Raw genomic sequence first — 13079 nt, forward strand, 5'->3', positions numbered from 1 at the left:
CCTGTTCATTCCAGCATAATCGGCTAATTTGCGCCAAACGTCGGCGTGGGGCGATGATGACCGATATGAGTGCGGACCTAGGTCCCGAAGGCAAAGCAAGTATCGATCAGGCGCCGACGTTGAGGAGTGACCTCCTCGAGGTAGCGATAATTCTGCCGACGCTCAACGAAGCGGGCAACATTCGCGCCGTCGTGGAAAAGCTCGACACCGTTCTGAAGGGCATCAACTGGGAAGCTGTATTCGTGGACGACAGTTCGTCCGACGGCACTGCGGACCTTCTTCGCGAAATTGGCCGGGCGGATCGGCGAGTGCGAGTGGTTGAGCGCTACGGCCGCCGCGGGCTGGCTTCTGCCGTCGTCGAAGGAATGATGGCTACGGCGGCGCCCATCCTGATCGTCATGGACGCCGACCTGCAGCACGATGAATCGGTGCTCCCGCAACTCTTCAATGCAGTGGCCCGCGAAGGCTACGACATGGCCGTCGGCACTCGCTACAATGGTGAAGGCTCGACCGGCGACTGGGACGCGAGCCGCGAACGCATGAGCCAGTTCGCGACGAAACTGGCGAAGCTCGCCATGAAGACAAACGTCTCGGACCCGATGAGCGGTTTGTTCGCGATCCGCCGCGAAGTTCTGATGGATGCGCTGCCGCGCTTGTCCAACATCGGCTTCAAGATCCTCCTGGACCTGCTTGCTTCCACCTCGGCGCCGCTCAAGGTGAAGGAAGTCTCCTACACCTTCCGGAATCGCGTGGCGGGCGAGAGCAAGCTCGATTCACGCGTCCTTCAGGAATATGTCATCCTCCTGCTGGAGAAGCTGTTCGGGCACATCGTCCCGGTCAGGTTCCTTATGTTCGCTGCGGTCGGAGCACTCGGCCTCGGGGTACATCTCGCAGTGCTTGGTGGCGTTCTCGCATTGACTGGGTTCAGAGCCGCGCAGGCCGTCGCCGTGCTCGTCGCGATGACCTTCAACTATTCGCTGAACAACAGTCTCACCTATCGCGATGTCCGCCTAAAGGGTTGGAAGTTCTTGCGCGGGCTCTTCAGCTTCTATCTGGTCTGTCTGCTCGGTGCGATCGGCAACGTCGGCGTCGGCACGATGGTGTACAGCATGCACTATCAATGGTGGCTGGCGGGAGTTGCGGGCGCTGCGGTCGGCGTCGTCTGGAACTACGCTGCCTCGTCGGTCTTCACGTGGCGACGCAAATAGCCGAGCTTTTCCAGCGCGAAGGCGGCGGCGTAGCTCGCTGAATAGACCAGCAGCGGATAGAACAAGTAGGTGTAGCGTTGGACCGGCTGGAACGGGCTCATCTCGACCGCCGGGACCAGAATGAGAACGGCCGGATAAACCCAATTGGGTCTCCGCTGAACCAGCGCAAGGGCCAGTCCCGCAAGCCCGAAGAGCGCCACGACGTCGATGAGGCGCGCGCGAATTGCCCCGCTAAGCTTGCCACCCCCGAGAAAGGTGAACTGCCAGGGGTCGGGGAATAAGGCTTGCCGAACGTGGCGCACCCCGAGTCGAAGGCCCTCAGTCGGGTGCTGCGTCATCCAGGCCCTGGTCTGTCGGCCCAGTTCTCTGGAATAGACGACCTCTCCGCCGGCGGCACGCATCGCTTCGAACGCGGCAACGCTGTTCGTGGGATGAATTTGCTTCTGCCTTGCGAGAAAGTCTTCACCGGGGTCTGCGGCATCGAGAGCGCCGGGGTGCATCGCCAACGCCATCTCGAGGCCAGCATTGCTGCGAAGCAGGACTGGTTCACCAAGGGCAGCCTGGTTTCGAAGTGCCCAAGGGACAATGAACAAAGCCAGAGCTGCCGCGGCAACTGCGACCATTCCCGGAATCCGGCGAAGCGGAAGCGTGCGGAGGCAAAATATCGCTGCGCAAAGATATGCCGCGATTCCCCACGCCGGATTCACGAAAAGCAGGGCGGCGTTGAGAAGCGCCATGCCGATCGCGGTCGGAACAGTGATCTGCTTCACCGCGAGGAGGCGGTCGAGAAACAGGCCCGCCAGGAAGGTGGCGAGGCCGCCTTCCCAGATGCGGAAGTCTACAGACTCTGGCCAAAAATAGGCGGGGACGAGGCAGAGAAATGCGAGCGCCCCGAGCCTCACTCGCGCAGGAACGCCCAATCGCCCGAAAGCCCGGAAAAGCAGCAGATAGGAGCCGAGCGCGAGGCCGATCGACCAACAGGCCAAGATCGCCTCGGATGTCGGAGTGCTGATACCGAACAGGCGGTAGACGCCGGCTGCAATACTCGGGCTGATAGGCAGGACATGCGCGGTGGGGCCTTGGCCGGGTTGATAAGCGTTCGCAAATCCATGGCCGCTCGCGACGGACGCAGCCACCGAATAGGCTTCGCCCAGCGCGCTATGTTGGTCCGCAATGACAAATCGCCACAGTCGCAGACCTGCTCCTGCGATCAAAAGTGCCGTAATGAGAATCCGCATCCTCGACTGGGAGCTTCCCAACCTGGAGCGGATGAAGGTCATGACGGGCTCTGTGTGGCACCCGTCTGGGTGCCCGACTTTTGCAGTTCGAAAAGGATGGAATGCTCGTTGCGCCAGAGCAGTTTCAGACGTGGATCGCTCGGAACCTGCCCCGCCGGCGCGTCGATCAACCAAAGATAGTCGATGCGATCCCATGGAAATTCGGTCAGCGCCTGCGCCAGCGTTGGCTTGTTGGCCCACCTTGGGCACGGCTCAGACATCACTTCGGGCAGTGGCATCGGCTTGATCAAGAAACCGCCGTCATAATCGACGCCAAGAAGATGGCCCTCGCCACGAGTGAATTGGTCGTTGCTGAAGGCATTACGGCGTGAGGTCGCGAAGCTTCCCATGTGCTGCATGCGCGGCGGGTCCCAACGGCGAGCGCACTGCAGCACGAAGAAACTACCGACGCGGCTGCCGGGCCGCACGTGATTGAGCGCGCGTAGCTCAGTCTGAATCGCTGCGTCCGCCCGGACTAGGTGCAGGCCCGTCAGGCCGAAACGGAGCACGATGAAAGCCAAGGCGACAAGGGAAACCCATGTTGGGAGCTCTGACCTTGGCCGCACCGCCAGGATCATCAGCGCGCACGCCACATAGATGAGGCGGACGTTGGCGAAGTCCGACCCGAACACGTTGAACGGCAAGATCAGGACCAGCACCCACATCAGGATCGCTGGGACAATCAACATCGGCTCGTAGGCGAAGCGGCGACGCAAGATCAGCGGGAGGGCGGCGACGACGAACACGATCGCCCCGCTCAGCAGGTCCCACCACTGGATCTGCTCGCGCAAGATGGTGGCGAAGCCGACGACCAACTTGCTGACATCCAGCCACCCACCGGACGGCGGCGAAGCTCCGCCCTGCCATGCGGCGAGCAGCAATAGCGGCCAGGCCATCGGAAGGCAGGCGATGATGGCTTGCCGAATAGCTTTGAGCGGCTGCGTGCCGCACGAAAGAGCTGCTCCGATTGTCGACCCGCCGGCCAAGATGCCGATCACGCCAAAACCGAGAATGTGCGTGAGCATGATCGCCGGCGCGATGATCGCAAAGAACGCCGACCTGAGTAGGGGCCTGCCCCGCTGCGACAAGTGAATCCAAAGCCCGAACGCCACCAGGGCGAAGGACACGGACAGGCAGTAATTCACGAAGCCGAACAGGAGCGGATAGGCAGTAGCCAGGGGCAGCGCGAACAGCGCCGTGGCCGGAATGCGTCCTTGCGCTTCCTTTGCGATCCACAACATCCCGATGACTGCAAGCGCCGGGATCGCCGCGACGATGAGCTTCACTGCAAGGGGTAGGCCCACTACCGGCGTTAGGGGGACCAAGAGCAACTCGACGCCCAGGTTGGGGATGAATTTCCAATGGAATGTGAAGTAGCGCGCCAGATCAGGCGAGCGGCTCAGCCACTCCTGCACATAATATCCAGAGTAGTGAGCAGGCAGATCGATGAGCGGCGGAAATGACGGAAGTAGAAACGGGATCGCTGCACAAAGGGCGAGGGCAACCGCCACCCATCGCGACTGCCACCAATAGCTGGTCGTATCCGCTTGCATTGCTGCCCCCTTGATACGTCAGTGCGCCACTACAGAGACGCAGCTGGCTTCTTTTCGCAGCGGAGAAAAGAATGGCAAGTCCTGTACCACATCGCCGTCCCAAGCTGACCCAATGACCATTTCGCGCTTGGTAGGGGGCGGCTTCGAAAGCTTCATTTCCTTCCTATATTACACCCGAGAAGAAGCCCATGACGCGGTTCGCGCGTTGTGCTTCGGTGAAGGAGTAGAAATGGCTGGCGGTTGGACGCGCGATGGCGCGGTTCAAGATCAGATTGACGACACGGTGAAGGACGCGATCCTTCGCGCTCGTGCGCTTACGCCATCTGGCGAAAGCGCGCAGGAATGCGACGATTGCGGCGAGCCGATCCCGAAGAAGAGGCGCCAGGCGCTTCCGGGCGTTCGCACCTGCATCGCCTGCCAATCCGAACGCGACAAGGCGGTCGTGCATTCCACGATCAATCGGCGCGGGAGCAAGGATAGCCAGCTGCGTTGACGCAACGCCGGGGGCAAGGAAAGCGGGGCAGGGCACTCCCGCTCGCGGTCGGTCTGTTAACGCTGACCGCGCTGGTGCTTTTCTTTTCAGTGACGAGTTCTCAGCCGCTAGTGCCGCCCCGTGCGGCGCCAACGGCGCAAGATGTCGGTGCGGGGCGCGTTGCCTACCGCCAACTTCGAGGCGCGCGCGGCAATAAGGCAGGTGCGCCGGTCCGTCTGACCCAAAGGGAGCTGACCGGCCTGGGCGCGGTGGCGAGCCACGGCTTCCGGCCTGATCGGCTTATGTTGTCGATCCAGGGTGCTCAGCTCATAGTGCAGGCAAGTCACCACCTTCCGTTGGGCCGCTGGCTGAATGTGACCCTGAGAGCCGAAGGACCCAGCAGCAATTTTCCGAGAACTCGACTGAAAGTCGGGATCTGGGATTTGCCGCCGTGGCTCAGCCGCTGGACGCTCCAGGTCGGGCGCTGGATTCTCAGCCGGCGTGTGGAGGTTCCTCCTCTCGGCCTCATGGTTAGGAACTTTGCGGTCAGGCAAGGGACTGTGTCTGCGATGATCAGCCTTCCCGGCAGGGCAGGGCTGGTCGACCGAATGGCGGGCGCAGTGTCGCAGTCGGTCGATAGCGACCAAGTCATCCGCATCTACTGCGGCCTGGCCAATCGGCAGCGGAAGCAGCCGAGCGTGGACTTTGCGGAGCAAGTTCGTCGCGCCTTTTCGATGGATCCGGGAAGTGCGAGCCAACCGGATTTCAATCGCGCCGCTTTCCTCGCGCTTGGCATGCTGCTGGTTGATCAACGAGTCGGAGATTTCGCCGGGATTTCGGACAGCGATCTTGGACGCTGCAGGATGCCTGTATTGCCCGTCTCGATCTATGGCCGTCAGGACTGGCCGAAGCATTGGGCGCTCTCTGCCGCCATTGCGGTCGGCGCGGGAACGCAGCTGAGCGAGGCGGCTGGCGAGTGGAAGGAATTAGCTGACAGTCTTGCTCGGAAATCGGAGTTCGCCGTCGGCGACCCCAGCGGCTTCTCGATGGTCGACTTGACTGCGGACCGCGCCGGCTTTCGGACGGCGCAGGCGGCTTGGAATGAGGAAAGCGCATCTCGAGTTGCAGCGGCTCTCTCCAAAGTCAGCGCCGAGCAACTCCTGCCGCGAGAGCTGACGCTGAGTGAGGATAGCTTGACGAATGCCGCCTTCGTCCAGCGCTATGGAGGCGTTGACGATCCACGCTTCAAAGCGCGTGTGAGCGAAATCGATGCAGCGGTCGACAGGACCGGGCTGCGCTAGGGTCGCTTCGCCAATGTCTTGCGTTTAGGACAACGCCATGCCCCGCAAGTCCTCCGCAGGTCTCCCGAGCCGAAAGCAGATCCTCGACTTTATCGCTTCATCCGAACAGCCGGCGGGCAAGCGTGAGATCGCGCGGGCGTTCGGCTTGTCGGGCCAGGCCAAGATCGACCTGAAGCGCCTGCTCAAGGACATGGCTGACGAAGGGCTGATCGACAGCTCGCCGGGCCGTGCGTTCCACAAGTCGGGCGGCGTGCCGAAGGTGACGGTGGTCCGCATCCAGGCGGTCGATGACGGCGGCAACGTGTGGGCGGTGCCGGAACAGTGGCATGCCGAAACCCCGCCACCGCGGCTCCGGGTCATCGAGCGCGGGCGTCGGAGCGCGCTCGGCGTGGGCGACCGGGTTCTGGCGCGGACCGAGGAGAAGGGTCAGGGCTACGTCGCTCATGCGATGAAGAAGCTGGCCCGGTCCGCCGAGCTGACCCTGGGCGTCGTAAAGCGGGAGGGTGATCGCTTCTGGCTGTCGCCCGTCGACAAGCGCGAGCGTCGGGAGCTTTACATCGCCGATCTAAAGGACGCCGAACCGGGCGATCTCGTCCTGTGTGAAGTGCAGGGCCGTCCACCGCGGGTCAGCGCTCGCGTCGATGCGGTGCTCGGCGATCCCTTCGCGCCGCGCAGCTTCAGCCTGATTGCTATTCACAAGCACGGGTTGCGCCATGAGTTCGCACAGGAAGCGATCGACGAGGCGCATCGTGTATCGAAGCTACCGCTCGGCGATCGCGAGGATCTCACGCATCTTCCAATCGTCGCGATCGACCCTGAGGATGCTCGCGATCATGACGACGCCATCTGGGCGGCGCCGGATGATGATCCGGACAATCCGGGCGGCTGGAAGGCGATCGTCGCGATCGCCGACGTCAGCTTCTACGTCCGTCCGGGGTCGGAGTTGGACCGCGAAGCACGTGCCCGAGGCAACAGCGTCTATTTCCCCGACCGCGTCGTCCCCATGCTTCCCGAGGAACTGTCGGCGGACATCTGCTCGCTGAAAGAAGGCGAGGAGCGAGCGGCCATGGCTTGCCACCTGAAGATCGCGAAGGATGGCACGCTAACGACCTGGCGTTTTACGCGAGCGAAGATTTGCGTGGCGGCAAATATTGCTTACGAGCACGCCCAGGCGGCGATTGACGCGTCGCAGGAGGAAAAGGTCGATGTGTCGTCGCCTGTCTGCTCCATGCCGGCGATCGAAGGGGCCGTTCCGCAGGAGCTGGTGGAAAAAGCGCTGAAGCCGCTTTGGGGCTGCTGGCGGGCATTGTTCGCCGCACGGCAGAAGCGCGATCCGCTGGAGCTGGACCTGCCCGAGCGTCGGGTGATGCTCGACGAGAAGGGCCGCATCACCTCCATCGCACCGCGGGACAGGCTCGATGCGCACCGGTTGGTCGAGGATTTCATGATCGCTGCCAACGTGGCCGCGGCACGAGCGCTAGAGGCGAAGAGGTCGCCGGTCATGTACCGCGTTCACGAGCCGCCGAGCCGCGAAAAGCTGGTTGCGCTCAAGGATTATCTGAAGACCTTCGGCGTCGAATTTTCGCTCGGTCAGGTGATTAAGCCGGGCACCTTCAACCGCATCATCGAGCGCGTCGGCGAGGCGGACGGGCGCGAGGAGATCATGGAGCAGCTGCTTAGGACCCAGATGCAGGCTCGGTACGGGCCGGAACGGCTGGGGCATTTCGGGCTGGCGCTGGCGACCTATGCGCACTTCACTTCACCAATCCGCCGCTATGCGGATCTCCTTGTCCACCGCTCGCTAGTGAAGGCGTACAAGCTCGGCGAGGGCGGCCTGCCGCCGGGCGATGAAGAGAGGTTCGAACAGATCGGCGAGCAAATCTCGATGCTCGAGCGCCGCGCAATGGAGGCGGAGCGCGAGACCGTCGATCGCTACGTCGCCGCATATCTAGCAGATCAGGTGGGGCAACTTGTTGAGTGCCGGATCACCGGCGTGCAGCCCTTCGGCTTCTTCGCGACGGTCGAAGACCTTGGCGGCGACGGCCTCGTTCTCGCCAAGGACCTGGGCCAGGAATATTTTCGCTACGATGAGGCGGCGCGTGCGCTCGTCGGTGAAGAGACAGGGGAAACCTATCGCGTCGGGCAGCGGCTAACACTGCGTCTCGCCGAGGCCAATCCAGTTTCCGGCTCGCTCCGGTTTGAGCTTCCCGAGGGAAGCTATGGCGGGCGGTCTGCGCCACCGGTGCGGCGCGATCGTACGCGCCCGACTGGAAGACGCGGCAGGCCGGCAAACATACGGCACAACAGTCGACGGCGCTGAGGAGGAGATCGCATGGCCACATCTGCAGGAGCTGTAGTTGCCGCAGCCGCCGCGAGAGCTCGCCGTGAGGTCCAGGAGCATTTCGAACAAGCGAGTGCTTACGATCCCGATCGCGCGGTTGGGTACGAAGCGCCGGGGCACATGCAGCAACGGCAAGTCGATATGCTGCTTGGTCAGGGGATTCTGCGAAAGACCGAGGACGGCCGGTACTGGATCGATCGGGAGGCGCTTCAACGCGAGAACGAACGCCGCGCGGGCGCACTTAAGATCGTTTTCCTGCTAGTCTTTGTCGGCATTGTTATTGCCGCCGTGTTCGCGCAATTGGCGTCGCGATAGGCGCAACCTTTCCAGTCCCGGCGTATTGGAGTGACACCCAGGAGATCGCCCATGCCCTACAAGATCGCCATCATCGTCGGCAGCCTTCGCGAAGGCAGCATCAACCGAAAGGTTGCACGTTCGATCTGCCGTCTCCGCAACGACAATCTTGACTGCTCGATGATCGAGATCGGCGACCTCCCGCTCTACAATCAGGATTTGGACAGCGATCCGCCAGAACAATGGGCGCGCTTCCGGCAGGAAGTCGGCGCAGCCGACGGCGTCCTGTTCTGCAGCCCCGAATATAATCGCGGCATCCCCGGCGTCCTCAAGAATGCGATCGACGTTGGATCGCGGCCTTACGGACAGAGCGTGTTCGACAAGAAGCCGGCCGCAATCGTCACGGCATCGCCGGGCAGCATTGGCGGGTTCGGCGCCAACCATCAGATCCGGCAGGCCTGCGTCTTCCTCAACATGCCGGTCATGCAGCAGCCGGAGGCTTATCTCGGGCATGTCAGCGACGACAGTTTCGACGAGAGCGGTTGTCTGAAGCCGGGTCCTCTCGAAGGGCTGATCACGACCCTGGCCCACGCCTTCCACGATTGGGTTGAGATGATCCATCGCTCGCGGCAGTTGCTCGCCGAGGACGCCGCACATGCGGCCCAGGCCGCGAAAGCCAAGGAACACGCATGATCCTTCTGGCGGCCAGATTCCGGAGCCGATAAGCAGGCGTAACGATCCAACTGGGAAGGGCCGTCATGGAGTTCACTTTGCTTTCGCGTTGGCAGCCGCAGCTGCTCGCCGTTCTTCGCATCGTCACCGCACTGCTCTTTCTCGAGCATGGAACGGCCAAGCTATTCCATTTCCCCGTCGGTCAGCCGGGCGCGCCGGATCCGCTTCCGACAATGCTCCTGGTGGCCGCGGTCATCGAACTGGTCTGCGGCATTCTGATTGCGCTCGGCCTTTTCACGCGGTTGGCTGCTTTCATCGCGGCGGGCGAGATGGCCGTCGCATATTTCATGGGGCATTTTCCGCGCGGGTTCTGGCCCGTGGTGAACCAGGGCGATGCGGCGATCCTGTTCTGCTTCGTCTTCCTCTATCTCGCCGCGGCTGGCCCTGGCGCGTGGAGCATCGACGGAAGCAGGAGCGCCCGCGTCAGGTAACCTTGGCGCGTTCGTGAAAGCGCGGCTGATCCCATTCGCCTGACGTGAGAATGTCAGCGAGAATCTCGGCCGCGCGGACCACTTCCTCGAAGCGGTTGTAGAGCGGGGCGAAACCGAAGCGCATCAGGTCCGGCGCGCGGAAATCGCCCACCGGGCCGCGTTCGATCAGCGCCTGCATAAGCGCATAGCCGTGGGGATGAGAGAAGACGACGTGGCTCCCGCGCTTCGCCGCATCGCGCGGGGTTGCGAGCTGAACTTCGCTGCCACAGCGGCCTTCGACCTCGGCGATGAAGATCTGCGATAGCGCACGCGATTTCGCTGCGACGTCGTGCATGGAAATGCCCTCGAACGTAGCCAAGCCCGCATCCAGCGCCGCCAAGGCTAGGATCGATGGAGTGCCCGTCAGGAAGCGGAGGATACCATCCGCAGGGCGATAATCGTCGCCGAAAGCGAATGGCTCTGCGTGTCCCATCCACCCTTGTAGCGGCGACCGCAATTCGTCCTGGAGCCGCTCGGCAACGTAAATGAACGCCGGAGCGCCCGGACCGCCGTTCAGATATTTGTAGCCGCAGCCGACAGCGAGATCGCAGCCCGTACCGTTGAGGTCGAGCTCGATCGCTCCCGCGCTATGCGACAGGTCCCAGACGGTGAGGGCGCCCGCGGCACGGGCGACGCGGTTGACGTCGGCCATGTCGTGAAATGCGCCCGACCGGTAGTCGACGTGTGTGAGCGTGACGACCGCAACATCCTGGTCGATCACACTGGAGACCTGACCTGCCGGAACTGCCCGGAGCTCGAGCCCAACCATCTCGCACAGGCCCTGAGCGACATAGAGGTCGGTCGGAAAATTAGCCTGTTCGGTGACGACCGCGCGGCGCCCAGGCCGGGCTCGCGTCGCAGCGCCGAGCAGCTTGAACAGGCAGACGCTCGTCGAATCCGCAATGAGCAACTCGGAAGGTTTCGCACCTACGATCGGAGCAAGCCTTGCCGCGATCTTGGTCGGCCAATCGATCCAGTCGTGCTTAGTCCAGCTCGCGATGAGGTCAGTGCACCATTGCTGCTCGGCCGTTGCGGCGAGCGCAGACGGCGCCGCCACCGGCATCGCACCAAGCGAATTGCCGTCGAGATAAATGACGCCTTCGGGGAGGCGAAATCGCCCACGCGCGAACGCCAGCGGGTCGGACGCGTCGAGCTTTCTGGCGTCTTCTGGTGTCACAGCTTCGGCAGCGTGACGCCCTGCTGTCCCATATATTTGCCGGCGCGGTCTGCGTAGCTGACTTCGCACGGCTCATTGCCCTGCAGGAACAGGAACTGGCAGGCACCCTCGTTCGCGTAGACCTTGGCAGGCAGCGGCGTAGTGTTGCTGAACTCCAGCGTCACATGGCCTTCCCAGCCCGGCTCCAGCGGCGTCACGTTCACGATGATCCCGCAGCGCGCGTAGGTTGACTTGCCGAGGCAGATCACCAGCACGTCGCGCGGCACCCTGAAATATTCCACGGTCCGGGCAAGTGCGAAGCTGTTGGGCGGAATGATGCACACGTCGGTCTGCCGGTCGACGAAGCTGTTGTGCGCAAAATCCTTGGGGTCGACGAGTGCATTGTCGACGTTGGTGAAGATCTTGAACTCGTCCGCGACGCGCGCATCGTAACCGTAAGACGAGAGGCCGTAGCTGATGCAGCCTTCGCGCCGCTGCGCCTCGACGAACGGCTCGATCATGCCGTGAGCCTGCGCCTGCTCGCGAATCCAGCGGTCGGACAAAATCGCCATGACGAGTGCCTAACGGGGCGGTCCGACGGCTTCAATTTGGACCGGATTATTTCTGTGGATGAGCGCGTTCGGCGGAAACCCAGGGTTCTTTCCAGCGCGATGAGCGATTCGTGCACAATCAATCCACAGGCACGTGGATTTGTGCTACATTCGTTCCGCTTTCGCGTGGGGCCATGAGAGGCGTAGGGACACGTCATGGCTGAAGTAGTGCGTATCGTTGAACCGGTCGAACCGGCCCCGTCGCTCCCTCAAAATGTCGAGGCGGAAGCGGCTCTGTTGGGTGCGTTGATGATCGACAATCGGCTGGTCGAGGACGTTCAGCTGAAGTTGCGTCCAGATCACTTTTTCGAACCGTTACACGGGCGTATTTACGAAGCAATTCTGCGGATGACGGACGCGAATCGGATCGCTAATCCGGTAACATTGCGTCCACTGTTCGACTCGGACGAGTCGATAAAAGAAGTTGGCGGACCGGCATATTTGGCGCAATTGACCGGATCGGGCGCGGCTGTGATCGGCGCTCGGGACTTCGCGCAGCAGATCTACGATCTCGCGCTGCTCCGGGCACTGGTTGGCGTAGGTCGCGACCTGGTCGAAGGCGCGCTCGACACGAGCGAGGACGTTGCCCCCCTCTCTCAAATCGAGCGCGCCGAGACCGAGTTGTACAAGGTCGCTGAACAAGGCGGCGCGCAGGGCAAGGCGAAGAGCTTCGCCGAAGCCACCAAGGACGCGCTGGAGATGGCCGAAAAGGCGCTCAACAGTGGCGGCCATTTGTCAGGCTTCACTACCGGTCTGGACGCTCTCAACTCCAAGATCGGCGGCCTTCACAAATCCGACCTGATCATCGTCGCCGGACGTCCGGGCATGGGCAAGAGTGCGCTCGGTACGAACATGGCGTTCGCTGCTGCTCAGCGGTTCCTGCGCGACAACGCCGACGGCATCGAGCAGTCCAAATCGGCTGGCGCGCCGGCGGCACTGTTCAGCCTCGAAATGTCGGCGGATCAGCTCGCGACCCGTATCCTGTCCGAGCAGTCGGGAATCACGTCCGAAAACCTGCGTACCGGGCGGATCACGCAGCAGGAATTCCGCGAGCTCGCGCGTGCAGCTGCAGAGCTTGAGAGCCTACCGTTGTATATCGACGACACGCCTGGCCTGACCATTGCGGCACTCCGCACGCGCGCTCGTCGACTGAAGCGTCAGAAGAACATCGGCGTGATCGTCGTCGACTATCTCCAGCTGCTGCAGGGCTCGGGTAAAGGCGGCAGCGAGAACCGCGTTCAGGAAATCTCCGAGATCAGCCGCGGCTTGAAGCAGCTCGCCAAGGAGCTCGACGTTCCGGTGATCGCGCTTTCGCAGCTCAGCCGTCAGGTCGAGCAGCGGGAGGACAAGAGGCCGCAGCTGTCGGACCTTCGTGAATCGGGGTCGATCGAGCAGGACGCCGATATCGTGCTCTTCATCTACCGCGAGGACTATTATCTGAAGGCCGTCGAGCCGGACTATCCGATGCCGAACGAGACCGAAAAGCTCGCCAAGTACGAAGAGTGGAATGCGAAGTACGCGGCTGCCGCGGGCAAGGCGGAGGTCATCGTGGCCAAGCAGCGTCACGGTTCGACGGGCATTGTCCGAGTCCGCTTCGATGGACGGACGACCAAGTTCAGCGACGACGCCGACGATCGTTATTTGCCGGAGATGCGCAGCTAGCG

Annotated in this window: 12 protein-coding genes; 8 read left to right on the forward strand and 4 right to left on the reverse strand. The window is 62.5% G+C overall.

Going from position 1 to position 13079, the window contains the following annotated elements; all coding sequences use genetic code 11:
* Positions 1-65 precede the first annotated feature (65 nt).
* Complete coding sequence (locus tag AC4GYV_RS01895) at positions 66-1208, forward strand: glycosyltransferase (protein ID WP_491098973.1); 1143 nt, start codon at positions 66-68, stop codon at positions 1206-1208.
* Here the strand turns inward: AC4GYV_RS01895 and AC4GYV_RS01900 are convergent.
* Entirely contained in the window at positions 1169-2344 is a 1176-nt protein-coding gene (locus AC4GYV_RS01900; protein WP_491098974.1) for a hypothetical protein, read from the reverse strand. The two genes, AC4GYV_RS01895 and AC4GYV_RS01900, sit on opposite strands and share 40 nt — an antisense overlap.
* A gap of 140 nt (positions 2345-2484) precedes the next feature.
* Positions 2485-4038, reverse strand: coding sequence for a hypothetical protein (locus AC4GYV_RS01905; protein WP_491098975.1), 1554 nt, complete (start codon positions 4036-4038; stop codon positions 2485-2487).
* A 229-nt stretch (positions 4039-4267) separates the two neighbouring features.
* Here AC4GYV_RS01905 and AC4GYV_RS01910 point away from each other — a divergent pair, with 229 nt between their 5' ends.
* From AC4GYV_RS01910 to AC4GYV_RS01935, 6 genes are all read left to right on the forward strand, one after another.
* Positions 4268-4531 (forward strand): DksA/TraR family C4-type zinc finger protein, encoded by a 264-nt coding sequence (locus AC4GYV_RS01910; protein ID WP_491098976.1) that lies wholly within the window; start codon positions 4268-4270, stop codon positions 4529-4531.
* 539 nt (positions 4532-5070) lie between these two features.
* Positions 5071-5811: a hypothetical protein gene (locus tag AC4GYV_RS01915; protein WP_491098977.1), complete on the forward strand. Its 741-nt coding sequence runs from the start codon at positions 5071-5073 to the stop codon at positions 5809-5811.
* 37 nt (positions 5812-5848) lie between these two features.
* A complete protein-coding gene (gene rnr, locus AC4GYV_RS01920; protein WP_491098978.1) occupies positions 5849-8131 on the forward strand; it encodes a ribonuclease R in 2283 nt (760 codons plus the stop codon).
* Between the two features lie 12 nt (positions 8132-8143).
* Positions 8144-8467, forward strand: coding sequence for a hypothetical protein (locus AC4GYV_RS01925; RefSeq protein WP_491098979.1), 324 nt, complete (start codon positions 8144-8146; stop codon positions 8465-8467).
* 51 nt (positions 8468-8518) lie between these two features.
* A complete protein-coding gene (locus AC4GYV_RS01930; protein ID WP_491098980.1) occupies positions 8519-9139 on the forward strand; it encodes an NADPH-dependent FMN reductase in 621 nt (206 codons plus the stop codon).
* Positions 9140-9204: 65 nt separating this feature from the next.
* Positions 9205-9609 carry a DoxX family protein gene (locus AC4GYV_RS01935; protein ID WP_491098981.1) on the forward strand — a complete coding sequence of 135 codons (405 nt, stop codon included), beginning with the start codon at positions 9205-9207 and terminating at the stop codon, positions 9607-9609.
* On the opposite strand, the gene kynU is transcribed toward AC4GYV_RS01935, so the two are convergent.
* Both kynU and dcd read right to left on the reverse strand, forming a co-directional pair.
* A complete protein-coding gene (kynU, locus tag AC4GYV_RS01940) occupies positions 9602-10825 on the reverse strand; it encodes a kynureninase (RefSeq protein WP_491098982.1) in 1224 nt (407 codons plus the stop codon). The two genes, AC4GYV_RS01935 and kynU, sit on opposite strands and share 8 nt — an antisense overlap.
* Complete coding sequence (gene dcd / locus AC4GYV_RS01945) at positions 10822-11376, reverse strand: dCTP deaminase (protein ID WP_491098983.1); 555 nt, start codon at positions 11374-11376, stop codon at positions 10822-10824. The genes kynU and dcd overlap by 4 nt, the downstream gene beginning before the upstream one ends.
* A 195-nt stretch (positions 11377-11571) precedes the next feature.
* Between dcd and AC4GYV_RS01950 the strand changes: the two genes are divergently transcribed.
* A complete protein-coding gene (locus tag AC4GYV_RS01950; RefSeq protein WP_491098984.1) occupies positions 11572-13077 on the forward strand; it encodes a replicative DNA helicase in 1506 nt (501 codons plus the stop codon).
* Positions 13078-13079 lie beyond the last annotated feature (2 nt).

The sequence above is a fragment of the Sphingomonas sp. SP4 genome (assembly GCF_058313375.1).